This window comes from Nocardia vinacea NBRC 16497, from assembly GCF_000308835.1.
Lineage (GTDB): Bacteria > Actinomycetota > Actinomycetes > Mycobacteriales > Mycobacteriaceae > Nocardia > Nocardia vinacea.
This window is the reverse complement of the sequence record NZ_BAGN01000085.1, coordinates 47,441-68,599: the sequence shown is the minus strand read 5'-3', so window position 1 is coordinate 68,599 and position 21,159 is coordinate 47,441. Positions and strand designations below refer to the sequence as shown.

The 21,159-nt window shown below is 66.4% G+C and carries 18 protein-coding genes; 12 read left to right on the top strand and 6 right to left on the bottom strand.

What is annotated here, in order from left to right; all coding sequences use genetic code 11:
• The first annotated feature begins 156 nt into the window (after nucleotides 1-156).
• The 7 genes from ON44_RS10945 (at nucleotide 157) to ON44_RS10915 (ending at nucleotide 7,907) form a co-directional block, all read left to right on the top strand.
• Nucleotides 157-1,914, top strand: a complete 1,758-nt coding sequence (locus tag ON44_RS10945) for a sodium/solute symporter (protein WP_040688699.1) — start codon at nucleotides 157-159, stop codon at nucleotides 1,912-1,914.
• 139 nt (nucleotides 1,915-2,053) lie between these two features.
• Nucleotides 2,054-2,416, top strand: a complete 363-nt coding sequence (locus ON44_RS10940) for a DUF485 domain-containing protein (protein WP_040688696.1) — start codon at nucleotides 2,054-2,056, stop codon at nucleotides 2,414-2,416.
• Complete coding sequence (locus tag ON44_RS10935; protein ID WP_040688693.1) at nucleotides 2,413-4,050, top strand: monocarboxylic acid transporter; 1,638 nt, start codon at nucleotides 2,413-2,415, stop codon at nucleotides 4,048-4,050. Before ON44_RS10940 ends, ON44_RS10935 begins: the two co-directional genes overlap by 4 nt.
• Nucleotides 4,051-4,101: 51 nt before the next feature.
• Complete coding sequence (gene acs, locus ON44_RS10930) at nucleotides 4,102-6,030, top strand: acetate--CoA ligase (protein WP_040688692.1); 1,929 nt, start codon at nucleotides 4,102-4,104, stop codon at nucleotides 6,028-6,030.
• 184 nt (nucleotides 6,031-6,214) lie between these two features.
• Complete coding sequence (locus tag ON44_RS10925; RefSeq protein WP_040688689.1) at nucleotides 6,215-6,865, top strand: hypothetical protein; 651 nt, start codon at nucleotides 6,215-6,217, stop codon at nucleotides 6,863-6,865.
• Nucleotides 6,855-7,439: a DUF6529 family protein gene (locus tag ON44_RS10920; protein ID WP_051181874.1), complete on the top strand. Its 585-nt coding sequence runs from the start codon at nucleotides 6,855-6,857 to the stop codon at nucleotides 7,437-7,439. The genes ON44_RS10925 and ON44_RS10920 overlap by 11 nt, the downstream gene beginning before the upstream one ends.
• Nucleotides 7,440-7,451: 12 nt before the next feature.
• Entirely contained in the window at nucleotides 7,452-7,907 is a 456-nt protein-coding gene (locus tag ON44_RS10915) for a Rieske (2Fe-2S) protein (protein WP_040688685.1), read from the top strand.
• Between the two features lie 55 nt (nucleotides 7,908-7,962).
• Here ON44_RS10915 and ON44_RS10910 read toward each other — a convergent pair whose 3' ends face one another.
• Nucleotides 7,963-8,430: a VOC family protein gene (locus ON44_RS10910; RefSeq protein WP_040688684.1), complete on the bottom strand. Its 468-nt coding sequence runs from the start codon at nucleotides 8,428-8,430 to the stop codon at nucleotides 7,963-7,965.
• Between the two features lie 92 nt (nucleotides 8,431-8,522).
• Complete coding sequence (locus ON44_RS10905; RefSeq protein WP_083897790.1) at nucleotides 8,523-9,476, bottom strand: hypothetical protein; 954 nt, start codon at nucleotides 9,474-9,476, stop codon at nucleotides 8,523-8,525.
• Nucleotides 9,477-9,553: 77 nt separating this feature from the next.
• Between ON44_RS10905 and lspA the strand changes: the two genes are divergently transcribed.
• The 3 genes from lspA to ON44_RS10890 all read left to right on the top strand — a co-directional run bounded on the left by lspA (nucleotide 9,554) and on the right by ON44_RS10890 (nucleotide 11,898).
• Nucleotides 9,554-10,255, top strand: a complete 702-nt coding sequence (gene lspA / locus ON44_RS10900; protein ID WP_040688682.1) for a signal peptidase II — start codon at nucleotides 9,554-9,556, stop codon at nucleotides 10,253-10,255.
• Between the two features lie 64 nt (nucleotides 10,256-10,319).
• Nucleotides 10,320-11,246 carry an RluA family pseudouridine synthase gene (locus ON44_RS10895; protein ID WP_040688680.1) on the top strand — a complete coding sequence of 309 codons (927 nt, stop codon included), beginning with the start codon at nucleotides 10,320-10,322 and terminating at the stop codon, nucleotides 11,244-11,246.
• Nucleotides 11,239-11,898 (top strand): hypothetical protein, encoded by a 660-nt coding sequence (locus ON44_RS10890; protein WP_051181873.1) that lies wholly within the window; start codon nucleotides 11,239-11,241, stop codon nucleotides 11,896-11,898. Before ON44_RS10895 ends, ON44_RS10890 begins: the two co-directional genes overlap by 8 nt.
• On the opposite strand, the gene ON44_RS10885 is transcribed toward ON44_RS10890, so the two are convergent.
• Both ON44_RS10885 and ON44_RS10880 read right to left on the bottom strand, forming a co-directional pair.
• Nucleotides 11,892-12,719, bottom strand: coding sequence for a PhzF family phenazine biosynthesis protein (locus tag ON44_RS10885; protein ID WP_040688678.1), 828 nt, complete (start codon nucleotides 12,717-12,719; stop codon nucleotides 11,892-11,894). The two genes, ON44_RS10890 and ON44_RS10885, sit on opposite strands and share 7 nt — an antisense overlap.
• 79 nt (nucleotides 12,720-12,798) lie before the next feature.
• On the bottom strand, nucleotides 12,799-15,222 hold the full coding sequence (locus tag ON44_RS10880) for an HAD-IC family P-type ATPase (RefSeq protein WP_040688676.1): 2,424 nt from the start codon (nucleotides 15,220-15,222) through the stop codon (nucleotides 12,799-12,801).
• Here ON44_RS10880 and rarD point away from each other — a divergent pair.
• Both rarD and ON44_RS10870 read left to right on the top strand, forming a co-directional pair.
• Nucleotides 15,221-16,177 (top strand): EamA family transporter RarD, encoded by a 957-nt coding sequence (gene rarD / locus ON44_RS10875; RefSeq protein WP_051181872.1) that lies wholly within the window; start codon nucleotides 15,221-15,223, stop codon nucleotides 16,175-16,177. The two genes, ON44_RS10880 and rarD, sit on opposite strands and share 2 nt — an antisense overlap.
• Nucleotides 16,178-16,314: 137 nt before the next feature.
• Entirely contained in the window at nucleotides 16,315-17,241 is a 927-nt protein-coding gene (locus ON44_RS10870) for an ADP-ribosylglycohydrolase family protein (protein WP_051181871.1), read from the top strand.
• Here ON44_RS10870 and ON44_RS10865 read toward each other — a convergent pair.
• Both ON44_RS10865 and ON44_RS10860 read right to left on the bottom strand, forming a co-directional pair.
• On the bottom strand, nucleotides 17,238-20,489 hold the full coding sequence (locus ON44_RS10865) for an arabinosyltransferase domain-containing protein (RefSeq protein ID WP_085998516.1): 3,252 nt from the start codon (nucleotides 20,487-20,489) through the stop codon (nucleotides 17,238-17,240). The two genes, ON44_RS10870 and ON44_RS10865, sit on opposite strands and share 4 nt — an antisense overlap.
• A 131-nt stretch (nucleotides 20,490-20,620) precedes the next feature.
• Nucleotides 20,621-21,124, bottom strand: coding sequence for a WKL family lipoprotein (locus ON44_RS10860; RefSeq protein WP_040688666.1), 504 nt, complete (start codon nucleotides 21,122-21,124; stop codon nucleotides 20,621-20,623).
• Between the last annotated feature and the right edge of the window lie 35 nt (nucleotides 21,125-21,159).

Below are 21,159 nucleotides of genomic sequence, written 5' to 3'. Positions count from 1 at the left end.
GCTCGCGCACCACCGCTCGGCGGTGTATCCATGCGCCGCGACATGCCGAATGGGCGGCGACTCGGTCGGCGGCGAGGAAAGGGGTCGTGCCACATCACCGGCCGCTGCCGCGCACCAGCACTGCCGACCGGATGCCGGAACAGATCGGGGCATGCCGTGAACACGGCGACGGCCCCAGCTCTCACGGTGCTCGCGCTGCTGTTCGCCGCCCTCGCCACGGTCGCGATCGGCGTCTACGGTGTTCGGTTGGCGCGCACCACCTCCGACTTCCTGGTCGCCTCACGCAGCGTCGGGCCGCGCTGGAATGCGGCGGCGATCTCCGGCGAATACCTCTCGGCCGCTTCATTTCTCGGGGTCGCGGGGCTGATCGCGAAATACGGCGCGGACGCGCTCTGGTATCCGGTCGGGTTCACCGCCGGATATCTCGGACTACTGCTGTTCGTCGCCGCGCCGCTGCGCCGGTCGGGCGCCTACACCGTGCCCGATTTCGCGGAGTTCCGACTCGGCTCGCTGCGGCTGCGCAGGCTGGCGGCGGTCGTGGTGGTGCTGGTCTGCGGGGTGTATCTCATTCCGCAGTTCCAGGGCGCGGGGCTCACGCTGCACATACTGCTGAATGTGCCGACATGGGTCGGAGCGGTGGCGGTGGGCGCGATCATCATCGCGAATGTGGCCGGCGGCGGCATGCGGTCGATCACGCTGGTGCAGGCCTTCCAGTACTGGCTGAAGCTGACCGCAGTGGCGATTCCGGCGCTGGTGCTGCTCGGACATTTCCTGGCCGAGGATCGCGAACTCGGCACCCCCGCTCCCCCGGTGGTCGCCGAGCGCACCACGGTGGATGTCAGCACCGCGGTGGTGGTGCAGGTCAGTGCACCGCAACAGGTTTCGATCACCGGAACGCTCGACGATCGCACGGTGGACGGTCCGGTCCTGCTCACACCCGGCGCACACGAACTGGCGGCGGGCACCGAACTGACCCTGGAGGCGGGCTCCACCGTCCCGGTGGTGGCCGGAGCGCCGACGGACGGTGCGGCCTGGCTGGCGCCCGGCGGCGGATTCGGCGGCACCCATCCCACCTACCAGGTGTATTCGCTGATCATCGCCACTTTTCTGGGCACGATGGGACTTCCGCACGTACTGGTGCGGTTCTATACGAATCCCGATGGCCGCGCGGCGCGCACGACCGCACTCGCGGTGATCGGCCTGGTGGGGGTGTTCTACCTCTTCCCCATTCTGCTGGGGGTCTTCGCGCGGCTGTACGTGCCGCAGTTGCTGATCACCGGCACCTCCGACGCCGCGGTGGTGCTGCTGCCCGGATCAGTGCTGGCGGGCCTGCCGGGACAACTACTGGCGGCACTGGCCGCGGCAGGTGCGATCGCGGCGTTTCTTTCCACTTCGTCCGGGTTGTTGGTCAGCATCGCGGGTGTGCTCAGCACAGATATGCTGCGTGGACGGATTCGCGACTTCCGGGCAGCCGCGGTATTCGCCGGTGCCGTGCCCCTTGGTGTTTCGATCATGGTGGTCTCGCTGGATCTGTCCCGCACTGTCGCCCTTGCCTTTTCGGTCGCGGCCTCGACACTGTGTCCGCTGCTCGTGCTCGGCATCTGGTGGCGCGGCCTGACGGCAAAGGGCGCGGCCACCGGACTGATCGTGGGCGGTCTGGCAGCGGGCGGCGCGACCGCGGTTTCGGTGACCGGCGGCATCTCCGACGAGCTCGCAGACGGCTGGCTCGCGGCCGTCCTCGGCTATCCGGCAGCGCTCAGCGTACCGCTGGCATTCGCATCGATGATCCTGGTCAGCGTGCTTACACGCGGTCAGAGCGGCCGGACGATCGGGCGCATCTTCGTCCGAATGCACGCGCCGGAGCGGCTGGGTATGGGGGCGGACCGGGAGCGTGCCATCGGGCTCAGCCGCTGACCGTTCGTCGCGGCCAGCCGACCGTTCACCGCACAAACCGGCGCCTTCACAGAGTGATCCACGCCACATCATGAATCCCTCACGAGGGTCCCTTTATGGTCGGCGGATAGTAAGTCACGTCACACGCTAGGACCCTGCGATGACCAGTATCGACCTCGACAAAGAGGGCACGCCACCGCGGCGCACGCCGACAGCGGAGGATTTCGCCGCCGTCCAGTCGAGTCCCCAGTTCCAGGAATTGCGAAGCCGGTTGCGCCGCTTCATCTTTCCGATGACCGCACTGTTCCTGGTCTGGTACCTGAGCTATGTGTTGCTCGGCGCCTACGCCCACGACTTCATGGCCACCCAGGTCATCGGCAATATCAATCTCGGCCTGCTGCTCGGCCTCGGGCAATTCGTCTCGACGTTCGTGATCACCTGGCTGTATGTCCGGTTCGCCAATAAGGAACTGGATCCGCGCGCCGCGTCGATCCGTAACTACCTCGAGGGAGACCAGGCGTGAGCGCGCAATATCTTTCCGCCGCGGAGAAGGTCGGCAATCCCGCCGCGAATATCGCCATTTTCGGCCTGTTCGTGGCGATCACGATGATCGTGGTGATCCGGGCCAGCCGCAATAACCGCACCGCCGCCGACTACTTCACCGGCGGCCGCGGCTTCTCCGGCCCGCAGAACGGCATCGCCATCGCGGGCGACTACCTTTCCGCAGCAAGCTTTCTCGGCATCGCCGGCGCCATCGCGGTATACGGCTACGACGGGTTCCTGTACTCGATCGGCTTCCTGGTGGCCTGGCTGGTCGCACTCCTGCTGGTCGCCGAAATGCTCAGGAACACCGGGAAATTCACCATGGCGGATGTGCTGAGCTTCCGACTGAAAGAAGGCCCGGTTCGCACCGCCGCCGCGCTGACCACCCTCGCGGTCTCACTGTTCTATCTGCTTGCGCAGATGGCGGGCGCGGGCGGTCTGGTCGCGCTGCTGCTCGATATCTCCGATAAGACCGGACAGAGCATCGTCATTGCCGTCGTCGGCGTGCTGATGATCGTGTATGTGCTGGTCGGCGGCATGAAGGGCACCACATGGGTGCAGATCATCAAGGCGGTGCTGCTCATTACCGGCGCGGCGCTGATGACGGTGATGGTGTTCGCCAAGTTCGGCTTCAACTTCTCCGACATCCTCGGCTCGGCACAGGATGCCGTGCACGGCTCCAAGACCAAGGGCGTGGCCGCCCGTGACGTGCTCGCTCCCGGCGCCCAGTACGGCGGCAGCGCGACCTCCAAGCTGAACTTCGTCTCGCTCGGCCTGGCGCTGGTGCTCGGCACCGCGGGTCTGCCACATGTGCTGATGCGCTTCTACACCGTGCCGACCGCGAAAGAGGCACGCCGCTCGGTGGTTTGGGCGATCGGCCTTATCGGTGCGTTCTACCTGTTCACCCTGGTGCTCGGTTATGGTGCGGCCGCCATTGTCGGACCGGATCGCATTCTCGCCGCGGCCGGCGGGCAGAATTCGGCGGCGCCGCTGCTGGCCTTCGAACTCGGCGGCGTAATCCTGCTCGGCGTTATTTCCGCGGTCGCCTTCGCCACCATCCTCGCGGTCGTCGCGGGCCTGACCATCACCGCATCGGCATCGTTCGCGCACGATATCTACGCGAGCGTGCTCAAGAAGGGGCAGGTCGACGAGAACAAGCAGGTCAGGGTATCCCGGATCACCGCGGTGGTGATCGGTGCGCTGGCCATCGGCCTCGGCATCCTGGCCAACGGCCAGAACATCGCCTTCCTGGTGGCGCTGGCCTTCGCGGTCGCGGCGGCGGCGAATCTGCCGACCATCGTGTACTCGCTGTTCTGGAAGCGGTTCAACACCACCGGCGCCCTTTTCAGCATGTACGGCGGCCTGATCTCGACCATTGTGCTGATCGTGTTCTCCCCCGCGGTATCCGGGACGAAGACCTCGATGATTCCGGGCTCGGATTTCGATTGGTTCCCGCTGTCGAATCCGGGAATCGTCTCCATCCCACTGGCTTTCGTACTCGGTGTGGTCGGCACCTTCCTCGGCGGCCGCAAGCCGGAGAATCCGGCGAAGCAGGCCGAGATGGAGGTTCGCTCGCTCACCGGTGTCGGCGCCGAGAAGGCGGTCGTGCACTGACCACATCCGACTGAGCTTGCCACCCTTGTTGTTTCGAGAGGATAGATCGAGTTGACCAGTGCAACCACCGACCCGACCACCTACCCGCCGGATGCGGCATTCGCCGCGAGCGCCAATGCCGATGCGGCACTGTACGATCGCGCCGCCGCCGATCAGCTGGAGTTCTGGGCCGAACAGGCTCGGCGGTTGCACTGGCATCAGCCGTGGACCCAGGTCCTCGACTGGAGCGACGCGCCGGTCGCGAAATGGTTCGTCGACGGCAAACTCAATGTCGCCTACAACTGCGTGGACCGGCATGTAGTCGACGGATACGGCGAGCAGGTGGCCATCCACTGGGAGGGCGAACCGGGCGACTCTCGCGATATCACCTACGGCGAGTTGCTCGCCGAAGTATCAAGGGCGGCAAACTATTTCACCGAGCTAAGGCTGCGGGCCGGCGATCGAGTCGCCATCTACATGCCGATGGTGCCGGAGGCGATCGTCGCCATGCTGGCCTGCGCCCGGCTCGGGCTCACCCATTCGGTGGTCTTCGCCGGATTCTCACCGACTGCCCTGCGCCAGCGGGTCGACGATGCCGGGGCCCGACTGGTGATCACCACCGACGGGCAGTGGCGGCGCGGTACCGCCGCACCGCTGAAGGCCGCCGTCGACGAGGCGCTTGCCGATGGCGAGCACACCGTTGAGCACGTACTCGTGGTGCGGCGCACCAACATCGAGGTGCCGTGGTCCGAGGGCCGCGATCTGTGGTGGCACGACACCGTCACCGACGCATCCCCCGATCACGAGGCGCAGGCCTTCGACGCCGAGCACCCGCTGTTCATCCTCTACACCTCCGGCACCACCGGAAAACCCAAGGGCATCCTGCACACCACCGGCGGCTACCTCACCCAGGCCGCCTACACCCACCACAACGTCTTCGATCACAAAGCGGGACAAGACGTCTACTGGTGCACCGCCGACATCGGCTGGGTCACCGGACACAGCTACATCGTCTACGGACCGCTGGCCAACCGCGCGACCCAGGTCGTCTACGAGGGCACCCCCAACTCCCCCGATGAGCACCGGCATTTCGACATCATCGAAAAGTACGGCGTCACCATCTATTACACCGCGCCCACCCTGGTGCGGACCTTCATGAAGTGGGGTCGCGAGATTCCGGACGCGCACGACCTGTCCTCACTGCGACTGCTCGGCAGCGTCGGCGAACCGATCAATCCGGAAGCCTGGCGCTGGTACCGAGAGGTATTGGGCGGCAATCGGATGCCCATCGTGGATACCTGGTGGCAGACCGAGACCGGCGCCATCATGATCTCCCCGCTGCCCGGTGTGACGGCGGCCAAACCGGGTGCGGCCATGACCCCGCTGCCCGGCATCTCCGCGAAGGTCGTCGACGACGACGGCGCCGAGCTCGCGCACGGCCGCTCCGGACTGCTGGTACTGGATCGACCGTGGCCCTCGATGCTGCGCGGTATCTGGGGTGATATGGACCGGTTCCGCGAGACGTACTGGGACCGATTCGCCGACCGCGGCTGGTATTTCGCCGGTGACGGCGCCAAGTTCGACGACGGCGGCGACCTCTGGGTACTCGGCCGGGTCGACGATGTCATGAATGTGTCCGGCCACCGGATCTCCACCGCCGAGGTCGAATCCGCGCTCGTCGGACATGCCTCGGTCGCCGAGGCCGCGGTGGTCGGCGCGAACGATGCGACCACCGGACAGGCCATCGTCGCCTTCGTCATTCTCACCGCGGGCGCGCACAATTCCGGCGATGCGCTGATCGGTGAACTGAAAGCCGCTGTCTCCCAGGAGATCAGCCCCATTGCCCGACCGAGGGAGATCCATATCGTCCCGGAACTCCCGAAAACCCGCAGCGGCAAGATCATGCGCCGCCTGCTCCGCGATGTCGCAGAGGGTCGAGAACTCGGCGATACGTCGACCCTCGTCGATCCGAAGGTCTTCGAGGCCATCGCCCGCGGATAGGCGCCGCCCCCCAGCGGCGGACCCGGCCACCACGCGATGAGGGGGACCGGGTCCGCCGCTTCACGTCCCAGTCGAGACACGCCGTGGGTCGGGGTCCGCGAATGCCCCGTTTGAACCGCTCACCGGGTCTGCCACGTAGACAATTCGAACAGCGGTGCTGGCGGCCGCATATCGAGGAGACCCTATGAAACGACTGGGACCGTGGCTCACCCTGGCGGCAGTGGCCGTACTCGGCCTCGTCCTACTGGTCATCAATATGTCCAAGGACACCGAACCATCGGCCGCGAATACGAATGCGGTGGTCACAACCACACCCGTGGCCACGACGCAGACACCGACCACCACCGCGGCTGTTCCATTTCCGAGCAAGGCCGACTATGTGGGCACCATCCCACTGGCCTCCGGCGGCACCATCACACTCGAGATCACCATCGCGGGCGACAAGGCCATCGCCTATGCCTGTGACGGCAAGAGCATCGAGTCCTGGCTACGCGGTCCGGCGACGAACGGGTCCTTGCAGCTGACCGGCAAAGACGACGCGAAACTGACCGGCACTTTCGACGGCAAGGCGGTGCGCGGGACGCTCTGGATCGGCGGCAAGCAGTGGAACTACACCGCGAATCCGGTGCAACCACCCGCCGGACTCTATGTCTACAGCGAGGCGGGCACCCGCCAGAGCTGGATCGTCGATGCGAACGGCGGCGTCACCGGCGTCCAACGCAATCCCGACGGCTCCACCACCCCCGCCGTCGGTCTCGCGCCGGACGCGACGGCCAGCGTCAACGGCAAAAAGGTAACCGCGAACAAGGTAAGTGGTGGTGACAGTGTCGGCTGATCGAGAAGCGCCGACGGTACGGGTGAATCCGGGCCGAGCGTCGGCGGCGGCCATCATCATTCCGCTGCTCGTCGGCGCGGCAGTTTCGGTACTGCTCGGCGTCTACGCGAAACAGCATGAGCCACGGTTCTTTTCGATCAATGTCGCCGGATTCTCCAGCCCGGTCGCGGTGAAGACCTGGCTGGCTACCCTGGCCACCGCACTCGCGCTGTTCCAATTGGTTTCGGCGCTGACCATGTACGGCAAGCTCGGCGCGATCTTCCCGAAGACCCCGTCCTGGATCGCACCCGCGCATGTCTGGTCGGGCCGACTCGCCGTACTCGTCACCGTCCCGGTCGCCGTGCATTGCCTGTTCGCCTTGGGTTTTCAGGACTACGAAAACCGCGTACTCATCCATTCCCTGCTCGGTTGCTTCTTTTATGGAGCATTCGTCGCCAAGATGCTGCTACTGACCCGAAAGGGCCTGCCCGGCTGGATCATTCCGGTCGCGGGCGGCCTGGTACTCGCCGGGCTGACCGGCCTCTGGCTCACCTCGGCCCTGTGGTTCTTCCAGCACAACGGCATCACCTTCTGATCGGAGTCCGATATGACCAACGATGATCTCGTCCTCGACCGCCGCCACGTCGTAATCGCGGGCGCCGGGGCGGCGGCCGCCATGGCCGCACTGACCGCATGCACCACCTACGGCAAGACCGACGCCCCCGCGGCCGAACCACCCAAGGCCGGCGCCGGATCGACCGGACCGAATGTCGCCGCCGGACAGCCGAATGCCATCGCCTCCACCGCCGAGGTGCCGGTCGGCGGCGGTGTGATCAAGGGCGATGTGGTGGTGACCCAGCCGAATGCAGGCTCCTTCGTCGGCCTGTCCTCGACCTGCACGCACGCGGGGTGCAAGGTCGCGACGGTTTCCGGCGGCACCATCAACTGTGCCTGCCACGGCAGCAAATTCGGTCTCGACGGCTCGGTCGTCAACGGCCCGGCCACCCAGCCGCTCGCCCCGAAATCCGTTCACGTCGAGGGTGACTCGATCGTTCTGGGGTAACCAGTGCGCTATCTGCCGCGCGGCACACCGACCGCGCGGTTGATCGCACAAACGCTCAGGCTCCGCCGAACAATTCGGCCATCCGCCGGTCCATCTCATCCGGCGGCACATCCTCGACGTGCGTGGCCACCGTCCACCGGTGGCCCCACGGATCCTCGAACGCACCACTGCGATCACCGTAGAACTGGGTGGTCATCGGGGTGAGTTCCTTGGCGCCCGCGGCGAGGGCGGCACTGAAGGCCGCATCAGCGTCCTCGACATAGACGTAGAGATTGACCGGCGTGCCGCCGACCGTCTTCGGGTCGAGGAAATCCAAATCGGGGGCCGGATCGCCGACCATGATGAGCGAATTGCCGAACGTGAGTTCGCAGTGTGCGATCTTGCCGTCCGGACCAGGCATGCGCATCCGTTCCGATGCGCCGAAAATATTCTTGTAGAAGTCGATGGCGGCAGCGGCCCCATCGATTGCCAATCCCGGCGAGACCACCGGATAACCCTCGGGGATCGGTTTCACATCGGACATGGGATACCTCCGATCGAGGCGTTTGTCGGACAGGTGCGAGCCTATTCCTCACCGGAGGGCGACATGTCTGATCGGCGCAAACAGCTACCGACTCATTCGTTCCAGGTGACCTGCGTATTGATCGTCTGCTGCAGCATGCTCGCGCTGCGCGGGTCGCGGTAGGCCTGGTGTCCGCCGAGGGTGATCGAGCCCGCGACCGGCAGCGGCAGGCCCAGGTCGACCGTGATCGTGCCCGAACCCTGCATGACGTAATCCTTGATGTCGAGGGTGCCCGCATTATTGGGCAGCGACCACACTTGCGACTTCGGTTTCTGGGTCACCTCGAGTTCGATGGTCAGCCGGTCGCCCTCGCGCTTGGTCAGCGTCGCGGTGGTCACCTGATCGAGTGCGACACCGCCGTCGACCTCCTGCCGCACCGTCCACACCGCACCTTCACCGACCGGTTGGTCGGGAAAGGTGATCGAACGGTAGACCGCCTGGTAGAAGGCCTGTTCCAAGGCCGCGCGGGCGTTATTGGAGGTGTCCGGTGCCGGGGCGAGCCGCAGCGCGGTGATCGCGCCGAGTTCGCTCATATCGAATCCGGCGTGCGAACCGTCGGCGGCGGTGAGCGCCTTGGCCAGCGACGGATCCGGGGTGGAAATGGTGCCGAGAGTCAACTCGACGCCGTCACCATCGGTTTGCGCTGTCATCGGAATCGTCAATGCGGGTGAGGAGAAATCGCTCGGCGGCTGATCATTGATCTGCTGCTCGATGTGGTGATCTGTGCGCAGCGTCACCTGCTGCACCGTGCCCGCCGGATAGCCGGGACGCAGCAGCGACCGCGGCTCTTCACCCGCCGAGACGACGGTGGCGACCGCGGCCGAAATCGGCACGGTCACTTCCTTGCCGATGCCGACCGGCTCGGTGCTGTCGGATTCGACGCGCGACTCGGCACCGTCGCTACAGCCGACACCGAACGCGGACAATCCGACCGCGAGCACCATCAGCAGCACACCCGAGCGCGCGATTCGGGGTACGTGGGAGGAAGACAACACCGTCACGAGCATCAGAGTACGACCGCTTCCTGAGTGTCAGCTGGGACATGCAGGTGACCGCGTGCGTCAGGCAAATCGTTACTCGAGAGATGATGGTCGGCGTGAGTGACGACCGGCCGCCCGAGGACAAGTCCGCCGACAGCGCGATGCCATCCAGCGACGACGCAAAAAATCCGACCCCGACCGCTGATCCGGGGAAGCCCGCCGCACCGCTGCGGCTACGCACGCTGCTGATCATCGCCGCGGTATTGCTCGGCCTTGACCTGCTCACCAAGACCATTGTCGTGGCCGAGCTGACCCCGGGCGATCCGGTGCCGATCATCGGCGATTTCGCGCGATTGTCGCTGGTACGCAACCCGGGTGCGGCGTTCTCGATGGCCACCGGTATGACCTGGCTGCTGACCCTGGTCGCCGCGGCCGTGGTGATCGGGGTGATCCGTATCGGCCGCACGCTGCGCTCGCTGTGGTGGGCGATCGGGCTCGGCATGGTGCTCGGCGGCGCGCTCGGCAATCTGGTCGACCGGTTGTTCCGCGCGCCCGGACCACTGCAGGGACATGTGGTGGACTTCATCGCCGTCGGCTGGTGGCCGGTATTCAATCTGGCCGACTCCTCGATCGTGTGCGGCGCGATCCTGCTGGTGGTCCTGACGGTCTTCGGCTTCGAACCCGACGGCACGCGCACCGGACACGACCACTCCGAAGAGACCACCACCGAAACCGCCGCGAAGCCGGACGAGTCCTCGGACAACGGCGCCAACGGTGCGGCCAGCAGCAAGGGGAATGCGGCGTGAGCGAGCGAACCATGTCACAGCGGGCTTCGCTCATGCCGGAACCGAGCGCCAGCGAGGTGCAGGCGTGAGGGAAACGCGGACCATGCCGGTACCCGACGGGCTCGACGGGATGCGCGTCGACGCCGGGCTATCTCGGTTGCTCGGCCTTTCCCGCACCGCCGTGGCCGCGCTGGCCGAAGACGGTTCGGTGCAGCTCGACGGCGTCGCCGCGGGCAAATCGGATCGGCTCGTGGCGGGTGCCTGGCTGGAGGTCGAGTTCCCGGAACCGAAGCGCGAACTCACCATCGAGCCCGAGCCGGTCGAGGGTATGAAGATCCTCTACGCCGACGATGACATCGTCGCGGTCGACAAGCCGGTCGGCGTCGCGGCACATACCGGCGTCGGTTGGACCGGGCCGACGGTGGTCGGCGGGCTGGCCGCGGCGGGCTATCGCATCTCGACCTCGGGCGCGCACGAGCGGCAGGGCATTGTGCACCGGCTCGATGTCGGCACCTCCGGGGTGATGGTGGTCGCGCAGTCCGAACACGCGTACACGGTGCTCAAGCGCGCATTCAAACAGCGCACCATCGATAAGCGCTATCACGCACTGGTACAGGGACATCCGGATCCGAGCAGCGGCACCATCGATGCGCCGATCGGCCGGGCCCGCGGCGATGCCTGGAAGTTCGCGGTCACCGCGGACGGACGCCCGAGCATTACCCACTACGACACCGTCGAGGCGTTCCAGGCGGCCAGCCTGCTCGATATTCATCTGGAAACCGGGCGCACCCACCAGATCCGGGTGCATTTCTCCGCGATCCGGCACCCCTGCTGCGGTGATCTCACCTATGGCGCGGATCCGCGGCTGGCGGAGCGGCTGGGGCTGGAACGGCAATGGCTGCACGCGCGTTCGCTGGGATTCAACCATCCGGCCGACGGCCGGTATCTGGAGATCACCAGCGAATATCCGGATGATCTGAAGAACGCACTCGACGTGTTGCGCAATGCCTGAAACATTGCGCCGCATTGCCATTGCCGTCGGGGCGGTCGGCTTCGTCGTGCTGATCGTGGTGCTCGGTGTGCTGAATCCCCCGCGACCGTCCGGCATTTCGACCGACCGGCTCGGGCCGGAACGGGGTGAGCATGTGGCGGATTATCTTGCGCGGGCACAGGATTCGCTGTCGGGTTCGGATACCGAGGAGCACTGGGCCCTGGTCTCGTTCACCGAACCCCTCACCCCGGATCAGATTCCGGCGCACAGTGGCGGCCTGCGCATTGCCACGGCAAGCCACCATGTGTCGATCCCGCGGGTGAACACCCCGATCGTCACGGTTCAACTGCCCGCGGGAGATGCGGTAGCCGTGGCATCCGCCGATAACGCCGCCTGGCAGCTACTGGCTCAGCACGCGGCCGACGAACGCACCGACCGCATCAACGCGGTGTCGGCGGGACGGCTGCGCGCCGGGTGCGCTTGCACCGTCGGTCTCGTCGTCCGCGGAACGCTGCCCCAACTCCGAGAGCTGGCGGCCCAGAACGGAATCCGCGCGGTACAGGCTCTGCCCGCCGATGCGGTCGCCACCAGTTTCGCGATCGTTCCGCTGCTGCCGGAGTACGAGGACATCGCGCTGCCCGGTACGGATGACGGCGCCGTCCCGGATCAGTAACCGTCGTCCGGCAGTGCCACAACACCATCCAGGTACCGGCGGCAGCGGCCGATGAGCAGTACCCGGTCGCCCGCGAGTTCACAGCGCAGCCTGCCACCGCGCCGGGACAGCTGACGGGCGCTGAGTTCGGCGCGGCCGAATTCGCGGCTCCACAGCGGAACCAGCTGTGCGTGCGCCGATCCCGTGACCGGGTCCTCGACCACGCCGAGGTCCGGACCGAAGACCCGGGAGACGAAATCGACGGTATCGCCGGGTGCGGTGATCACCGCGTCGAATGCCAGCGGCGGGAAGGCCGCGAAATTCGGCCGTGCCTCGCGCACTTCACGTTCGGAACCCACCACGATGACCTCGTCGAATCCGGTGTAGGCACGCACCGCGCGGACGCCGAGTGCATCGACCAGCGCGGGATCGGGCGCGACCTCCTTGGATTCCAGCGCGGGTAGGTCGAGTACGTATTCGTCGTCATCGGTGCGGTCGACGTGTAGCCAGCCGCTGCGCGTGAAGAAGCTCACCCGGTCCTCGCCGGGATGGATGTCCTCGAGAATCTGCGCGGCCGTCGCCATGGTCGCGTGGCCGCACATATCGACCTCCCGGGTCGGGGTGAACCAGCGCAGGTGGACGGCAGGCCACTCCCCGGGTGGACCGCCCGCCTCGACGGGTAATTGCGAGGTGTAGAAGGCGGTCTCGGCGAGGTTGTTCTCCTCGGCCAGATGTTGCAACAGCTCGTCCGGCAACCATGTCGACAGCGGCATGACCGCGGCCGGGTTGCCCGAGAACGGTGCGTCGGCGAACGCGTCGATCTGATGCAGCAGTACCTCCATAGTCGAGAAGGTACTCCAACCCTGAATGATCGCTTCGCACAAGGTATCTCGTGGCGCGGCGGGTCAGGCGTCCAGTTGTTCAGGCGCCCCCGCCCGGTGAGCTCGGAAGTAGCGTGTGCTTCTCGCCCTGAACTGCCGCGGCGATCCACCAGGCGGCCTCGACGAGCACGATGCCGACAGCGCCGCAGATGAACGCCGCGGTGGTGAGCTCGATATTCGACGGGTCGAGTTTGAAGAAATGCCTGGTGAACGGGATTGTGAACAACAGCACATAGGCGAGGATCGATGCGCCGATGAGCACCACCTTCCACCACACGTACGGCCGGGCCACGATGGCCAGGACCCACACCGCGATCATGATCAGGGTGATGAGTGCGGTGGTGCCCGCCTGCTCCTTCTGCTCGGGGGTGGCATGCGGTCCCGCATAGGCGATCAGATACGCGACGAAGGTGGCGATGCCGATCACCACACCGGATGGAATCGCCAAACGCATGACGCGCGAGACGAATCCGGAGCGGGCGCGCTCATTGTTCGGAGCCAGCGAGAGGATGAAGGCCGGAATGCCGATGGTGAACCAGGCCGCGATCGTGACATGCCTTGGCAGGAACGGATATCCGATCGGTTCGTAGTCGAAGATCTGCGAGCCGACACCGGCGAGGCCGACCAGGAAGGCGAGCAGCACCGAGTACACGGTCTTGGTGAGGAACAGATTCGAGACCCGCTCGATATTGCCGATCACCCGGCGGCCCTCGCCGACCACATACGGCAGTGTGGCGAACTTGTTGTCCAACAACACGATCTGGGCGACCGCGCGGGTGGCCGGACTGCCCGAACCCATGGCCACACCGATATCGGAATCCTTCAGCGCCAGTACATCGTTCACGCCGTCACCGGTCATAGCGACGGTGTGGCCGCGAGATTGCAAAGCGCCCACCATGGCTCGCTTCTGATCGGGGCGCACCCGGCCGAAAGTGGTCTCACGTTCGAGCACATCGGCGAGTGCGGCACGGTCCTCGGGCAATTCGCGGGCGTCGACCGCGTGATCACCGCCGCGCAGATCGAGCGAGGAGGCGACCGCACCGACCGAGACGGCATTGTCGCCGGAGATCACCTTGATCGAAACCTGCTGGCTGGCAAAGTAATCGAGGGTTTCGCGGGCATCGGGGCGCACCTTCTGCTCGAGTACGACCAGGGCCGCGGGGTCGACGACGCCGGGTGCGTCGGCGGCGTCGACCGGACGGTCGCTGCGCGCGAGCAGCAGAATGCGCAGGCCCGAGGAGCCGAGTTCCTCTGCGATACGGGCATCTTCGGAACTCGGGTCGAGCAGCACGTCGGGCGCGCCGAGCAGCCAGTCGCCGTGCTCGCCGTAGGAGAACCCACTCCACTTCTTCGCCGAGGAGAAGGGCGCGACCGCGGTGTGCTGCCAATTCGGTTTGTCGGTGAGCTCTTCACCGATGGCCTGCACGCTCGCATTCGGGCGCGGATCGTCGGCGGCCATGGCGGCCAAGGCCTGTCGTACCTCGGCGTCGTCGAACGTGGCGAGCGTCTTGATATCCGACAGGCGCATCCCGTTCTCGGTGAGCGTGCCGGTCTTATCCGCGCACACCACATCGACGCGGGCCAGGCCCTCGATGGCGGGCAACTCCTGCACCAGACATTTGCGCCTGCCGAGTCGCACCACACCGACCGCGAAGGCGACCGAGGTCATCAGCACCAGACCCTCGGGCACCATCGGCACCAGCGCCGCGACCATACCGGTGACCGCGGGCCGCCAGGACTCCTTACTGGAGAACAGCTGGTTGTAGATGCTCAGCAGACCTGCCGGGATCAACAGATAGGTGATGACCTTGAGGATGGTGTCGATACCGCTGCGCAATTCGGACTTGACCAGCGTGAACTTGCTCGCCTCTTCGGACAGCTTGGCGGCGTAGGCATCGCGGCCGACCTTCGTCGCACGGTAGCTGCCGGAACCGGAGACGACGTAGCTGCCCGACATCACCGACGCGCCGATCGGCTTGTCCACCGGATCGGCCTCGCCGGTGAGCAGTGATTCGTCGATTTCGAGCAGTGCGGACTCCTCGACCGTGCCGTCGACCACGATCTGGTCGCCGGGGCCGAGCTCGATCAGATCGTCGAGCACGACCTCCTTCGGCGCCACCTCGTGCGACTGTCCGTCGCGGCGCACGGCCGGCTTGGCCTGGCTGACAATGGCCAACTGGTCCAGGGTGCGCTTGGCGCGGACCTCCTGGATGATGCCGACCGCGCTATTGGCGACGATCAGCAGGCCGAACATGCCGTCGATGATCGAGCCGGTCGCCAGCACCAGGATGAACAGCACACCGAGGATGGCATTGATCCGGGTGAAGACATTGGCGCGGACGATGTCGCGTACGGATCGGCTCGCCCGGTCCGGCACGTCATTGGTCAGCCCGTCGCGGCGACGTTGCTCGACCTCCGCCGCGGTCAGCCCGGTGACGGCCGTATGGGGCACGGTAATCGACATGACCGCCAGGCTACCGAGAACTACCGTCGGTAGGGTGCAGCGAAGCAGGGCGGTCCCGGGTGTTGTGTTCGGTACGGGCGCATTTCTGATCTGGGGGCTGTTTCCGGCGTACTTCGGTTTGCTGGCCTTCGCGAATCCGGCCGAGGTGGTGGCGCAGCGGATTCTGTGGACGTTGGTGCTGGTGCTCGTGGTGCTGGCGATAACCGGGCAACTCGGTGGGCTGCGCGGAATCGCACCGCGGACCTGGCGGATGGCGGCAGTGGCCATCGCGGCGTTATCGATCAACTGGGGCGTGTACGTCTACGGCGTCACCTCCGGGCATGTGGTGGAGTGTGCGCTCGGGTACTTCATCAATCCGCTGGTGACGGTGGCGTTCGGCGTGCTGATCTTCCGTGAGCGGTTGGCAAGGGCGCAGTGGGCGGCGCTCGGGCTGGGTGCGGTGGCCGTCGCCGTGCTCACCGTCGACTACGGCAGACCGCCGCTCATCGCGCTCGCGCTGGCCTGCTCATTCGCCACCTATGGGCTGGTGAAGAAGGTGATTCCGCTCGACGCCCTGCACGGGATCGCGGCCGAGGGGCTGGTCGCCGCACCGTTCGCGCTGGTCTTCGTGATCGTATTCGCGGTCACCGGACGTAGTGAATTCGCCAGTGGCATCGCACATTCCGGATTGATGATCTCGACCGGTCCGGTCACCCTGCTGCCACTGCTGCTGTTCGCCGTTGCCGCGCAACGGGTTCCGCTCTCGACCATGGGACTGCTGCAGTACCTCACGCCCGCGCTGCAGATGGCATGGGGTGTGGCCGTCGCGCATGAGCCGATGCCCGCGTCGCGGTGGGCCGGTTTCGCGCTCATCTGGGCGGCGCTGGCGATTTTCACCGCCGACGCGCTGGTGCGCGGCCGGCGGCGGGCCAGGACCACGCAGCCCGAACCGGCCAGTTCGACAGACCGTCGCTGATCTGCCCTTCCCAGCTATGGCTTCGTGGTGAGGGCACAGTTTTCCACGCGATCGCTTGTCGAGTTCGACAGGACGGAACAGCCCATGTCCTCGGGTACATTGACCGCGAAAAACCGCAGGCGGCGGAAGGTTTCTTGATGCTGGACGATGCGCAACTGGATCGAGCGGCGGGTGTGCTGCTCGGCACCGCGGCGGGCGATGCGCTCGGGGCAGGCTACGAATTCACGTGGCCGGGACCGCAAGTCGCGATCGAGATGATCGGTGGCGGGCCGTGCCGGTGGGCACCCGGACAGTGGACCGATGACACATCGATGGCGATCGCCATCGCACTGGCGGCCGATAAGGGGCCCGGTATCGATCTCGACGAGGTGGCAGCCGGATTCGTCCAATGGTTCGATTCCGATCCACCTGATATCGGCATCCAGACCCGCGCCGTGCTCTCGGTGCGCCCGCGCTCGGCCCGTGAGATGCAGGTGCAGGCAATGTCCTTGCACGGCAAGACCGGCGGCAACGGTTCGCTGATGCGCACCGCCCCCGTTGCCCTCGCCTATCTCGGCGAAGCGGACCAATGCGTCCGCATGGCCGGTGCGATCGGCGCGCTCACCCATCACGACCAGCAGGCGATCGAGGCCTGCAAGATCTGGACCTACGCCATCCGGCACGCCGTGCTCACCGGAACCTTCGACGGTGTCCGCGAGTTCGTCGACGCATCGCCGAGCGCCGCCTACTGGACCCACCTGCTCGACCAGGCCGAAGCCGGTGGACCGCAAGACTTTTCGAATAACGGCTGGGTCGTGCACGCCCTCCAGACCGCCTGGTGGGCCATCACCACCGCCGACGCCTCCGATCCGGACCACCTCCGGCGCGCACTCGAACTCTGTGTCCGCGCGGGCGGCGACACCGACACCACCGCCGCCATCGCGGGCGGCCTCCTCGGCGCCCGCTGGGGCGCCACCGCCATCCCGCACCACTGGCGTCAACTCCTACACGGCTACCCGGGCTTCACCGCCGCCGACCTGACCGCCTTGGCCACCCGCATAGCGACCAACAGCATCAACCGCTAGTACGCCGTATTGATGTGGCCCGGCGTCCAGAGGCCGGAGTGGTCCTGCTGGGTGATTTCGGGTTTCGCAGGGTCGGCCTCGGGATCGATGCGGACCAGTTGTTGGAGTTCGCCCCAGTCTCGCCGCCAGTCCTGGTCCAGGTAGGTGGCCAGGGTGCGGGGACGCAGGAGCATATTGGACCAGCCCAGCGGGCCGCCGCCGTCGTGGCTCTGCCAGAGGGTGGTGATCTCGGCACCCGGACGGTCCGGAAGGATGCGGTAGACCGGGACCTCGGCGATATTGTCGCGGTGGTCGTAGGGGCGCTGGTTGGGGAATTGCAGGCCCACCATCCAGTCGGTGAGAACCGGGACCTGTGAGCCGACAACATCGTTCAGCGTTCTGGTCTGGGGCACCCGCGGCGGGGTGACGGCCAGCCATTGCTTGGGATTGCGGTCGCGGTCGACGGCGACGATGCGGATAACGTCTGCGCCGGTGGGGATTTCGCTGAACGGTACGCGCAGGTTGCGCCAGGACGGAGCCGGTCCGATATCGATCGGGGTGACCTTGCCCATGGGCTGCGCGGTGGTCTCGGAATCGGTTGCGCCGTATTCGATTTCGAGGGTCTGGCCCGGGGTGACGATGCCGTCGGCGTCGACCGAGCGGATCCGGCCCGCCGCGGTCAGCGCGATAATGCCATTGCGGTCACCGGGTTCCGGAAGCCGGTACCAACCCGTGGTCAGATCGGCGGGGCCCGCGTCACCGGAGCCGTAGCTGCCGAGCACCGGCGTGGTCGCCGGGTTCAGTCCGAAAGGCAGTGCGGCGGTGGCGGTTCCGGCGGTGTTCTCCGAGGCGGACTTACTGCTCAACGCGTCGGCGATACTGCCGGTCGGACTCGAATCGTCGTCGGGACGCAGATCGGCGGCCACGCCCGCCCCGGTGAATCCGGTGCCGGTACCCGACAGCGTGCTCACCGCATCGCCGGTCAGCGGGCGCAGCATGCCCGCATTCGGATCGGTCTCCACCAGCACATGGCCGGCCAGACCCGCCGTCTTCCCGGTCAGCGCCTCGATATTCGAGCGCGCCAGCGAGAACGCGGGCCCCTGGGCCACAGCCGCCTTGGCGAAGGAGCCGACATCCCAGACCACGAGCAGCGCCAGCGCGATGGTCAGCGGGGGCAGCACCGACACCCGCCATGCGAGACGCGAAACCCGATGCGGGGTACCGGGTTCCGGTGCTCGTACATGCCACCACGCGGCCACGGCAAGCAATGCGGCGGCAGCGAGCAGGAACAGTTTGTTGAGCTCGACACCGGCGATCACCGGCGGCTTGTCCCACCACGGAATGCCGTAAGACGAGACATACCACCACTTGTTGGGCCCGGAGAACACCAGCGCGAGCAGGAACGCCACCACCGCGGCGAACAACGCACGATAGCGCGGCGCCCGCAAAACCCTTGGCGCGACGGCCATCGCGGTCACCATGGCGACGGCACCGGCCACGCCCGCGTACACACCGAAGTGATGGGTCCACTTGGTCGGCGTGACCATGATCAGCAGCAGCGCGCCGACGGTGACACCGAGAATGCGCCGGGTCGGACCCGCGGCCAGCAGCGGAATCCGACCGCCCTTGCGCAGCAGGACGATGACACACACGATGAGCCCCGCGAACATGGCGAGCACACCGATCCGGCGGCCGACCGAGCCGTCGGTCTCGCCTTGGAAGAGGTACTGATAGCGCAGATAGTCGTTGAACCACTCGACATCCGGGCCGACGATGTGGTGAATCCGCTTCATCTCGAACATCGCCGCCAACGGCTGATCGGCGAACATGATCGCCAGCGCCACGATACCGGCGGCCAGCAGCGGGGCGAGTAGCACCGCATAGCCGACCACCCGGGCACGCAACGATCCCCGAGTCCCGGTGCGGTCCATGATGATTCGCGCGACCGGCCGCAAGCCCGCCAGCAGCGCCGCGATACAGATCACACCCGACGGCCCGGCCGTACAGGCGAAGGCCGCGACCAGGATCGCGAATCCGGCGGGCAGCAAACGCCGCGTGGCGATGGCACGCTCGACCAGGCACCAGGTGAGCAGAAGTCCCAGCGCGACCGGCGGTTCCGGACGCAGCCCGTTGTCATAGGCCAGCCAGATAGTCAGGAAGCCGAGTGCACCGGTCCACATCGCGACGCGGTTGCGTCGCACCGTGACCCCGAGCCGGGGCGCCACCTCGCGGCTGAGCAGCAGCCACATCAGCACACCGCAGCACAGCGCGGGCAGTCGCACCCACGGACTGGCGGTGCTGATCTCCGTCATGATCCGGATCAGGTCGTAATACGGTGTGCCGACCGGGTTTTCGGGCACCCCGAAGTAGGCGAAGTAGTTGGCCATGTAACCCGCGACACCAGACGCACGGGCCATACCGAACTGATAGCCGTCGTCGGAGGTGGTGGACCCGATGAAGTACCAGAGCACCATGGTGCCCAGCACCACCACATCCAGCAGCGTGAACGTCCACCAGCGCTGCGGCAGGAAGCGACGCACCCGCCGACCGTCCAGCCGGTCGAGCCGATACAGCGCGACCAGCGCCACAATCGTGCACAGCACCGCGAGCCAGATCGCCGCGCGCTTCACCGGAGTGGGCGTCGAGGAGAACCTGGTGTCGAGTTCGGCGGTGACGCGCGCACCGTCGGCCGCGGCCAGATCACTGAAGATGCCCACCATCTGCGGCCGGTAGTCGCCATTGAGCACCACCGGGAATCCGGGCGCTTCGAATCCGACCAGGGTGGCGGTCGCGCTGGTGTTGTCGGCGTGCACGGTGAGTTCACAGCCCGGAACCAGTTCGGCCACCGGCACGCTGAGCAATGCCTGATTGCGCAGCACGACATCCAGCCGCGCCGGAGTGCCGGCCCCGGCGTGCACGCGGGCGACGAATCCGTAGCGCTCGAGGTCCGGCGCGCCATCGGGTCCGGTCGCCGCGAGGGTGCCGCCCTTGGCGCTGAGCTGGTTGATCGCCGTGCACGGCAAGGTGGCGTCGAAAGTCAGCGGCGCATAGGAGATCAGCGGCGCCTCGATGCTGCGCGCCGAACCCACCTGCGGCCAGGTCAGCGTCGCCGCATCCACCCGCACCGGCAGCAGCGGCACCGCCACCGCGAACAGTGCACCCAGCAGGCCCGCGATCAGCGCGATCGGCCCGGCCAAACCCCTCCGCGTCTTCGATTGTGCCGTCCCGAGTTCGGATTCCTCGACGGACGGCTGCCCCGCCCACACCATCGTGTCAGCCACGGGGCCTGATCCTAACGGTAACTATTTCAAACGAAAGTTCTTGCCGGCGTGCGGCATTGATTCTCAGCAAGCACACAGCTGGCGCGGCCGACACCGGGTCGGCCGCGCCAGCTGGTCTATCAGCCGCAGGCCGCCGACTGCTGGCCGAGGTTGGTCAGCATGGTGCAGGCCCAGGCCTTCTGGATCTTCCACTTGCCGTTCTCTGCGACGAACGGCACGTCGACGATGTTCTCCTGGCCGTTGAGCACGACCTTGGCCTTGGCATTGACGCTGTCGCCGAAGCTGGTCACATCGGTGACCGTCACACTGATATTGGCGTTCTTGGCGGCCTCGGCGAGTCGATTCGGCAGTTCCGGATCGGCCTCGGCGCCCTGCACGCCGTCGAGCTTCTCCGAATTGGGGATCGACGGATCGAGGGCACGCTGCAGCTGCGTGTTCAGTTCCGCGACGGAGGGGACCGGCGGCAGATTGGTGTTCGCGTTCGCGCTGGCCGAGGCCTGGGCGCTGGTACTGGTCTTCGCGGCCGGCTTGCTGTCTTTGTCATCGCTGCAGGCGGTCATGCCGAGTGCGGCGACGACGGCCAGGGCGACGATGGCGATGCGTCCAGTCTTACGAAGCTTCAACTGCTCGTCCTTTGCGTTCGAGTAGGTACATGTCG

Excerpts from the sequence above, each read along its gene's own strand:
- lspA (WP_040688682.1), top strand. The coding sequence starts at position 9,554 with ATGATGGTCGGCGTGAGTGACGACCGGCCGCCCGAGGACAAGTCCGCC.
- ON44_RS10915 (WP_040688685.1), top strand. The coding sequence starts at position 7,452 with ATGACCAACGATGATCTCGTCCTCGACCGCCGCCACGTCGTAATCGCG.
- ON44_RS10890 (WP_051181873.1), top strand. The coding sequence starts at position 11,239 with ATGCCTGAAACATTGCGCCGCATTGCCATTGCCGTCGGGGCGGTCGGC.
- ON44_RS10870 (WP_051181871.1), top strand. The coding sequence starts at position 16,315 with ATGCTGGACGATGCGCAACTGGATCGAGCGGCGGGTGTGCTGCTCGGC.
- ON44_RS10910 (WP_040688684.1), bottom strand. The coding sequence starts at position 8,430 with ATGTCCGATGTGAAACCGATCCCCGAGGGTTATCCGGTGGTCTCGCCG.
- ON44_RS10880 (WP_040688676.1), bottom strand. The coding sequence starts at position 15,222 with ATGTCGATTACCGTGCCCCATACGGCCGTCACCGGGCTGACCGCGGCG.
- ON44_RS10940 (WP_040688696.1), top strand. The coding sequence starts at position 2,054 with ATGACCAGTATCGACCTCGACAAAGAGGGCACGCCACCGCGGCGCACG.
- ON44_RS10925 (WP_040688689.1), top strand. The coding sequence starts at position 6,215 with ATGAAACGACTGGGACCGTGGCTCACCCTGGCGGCAGTGGCCGTACTC.
- rarD (WP_051181872.1), top strand. The coding sequence starts at position 15,221 with ATGACCGCCAGGCTACCGAGAACTACCGTCGGTAGGGTGCAGCGAAGC.
- ON44_RS10905 (WP_083897790.1), bottom strand. The coding sequence starts at position 9,476 with ATGCTCGTGACGGTGTTGTCTTCCTCCCACGTACCCCGAATCGCGCGC.
- ON44_RS10865 (WP_085998516.1), bottom strand. The coding sequence starts at position 20,489 with ATGGTGTGGGCGGGGCAGCCGTCCGTCGAGGAATCCGAACTCGGGACG.
- ON44_RS10885 (WP_040688678.1), bottom strand. The coding sequence starts at position 12,719 with ATGGAGGTACTGCTGCATCAGATCGACGCGTTCGCCGACGCACCGTTC.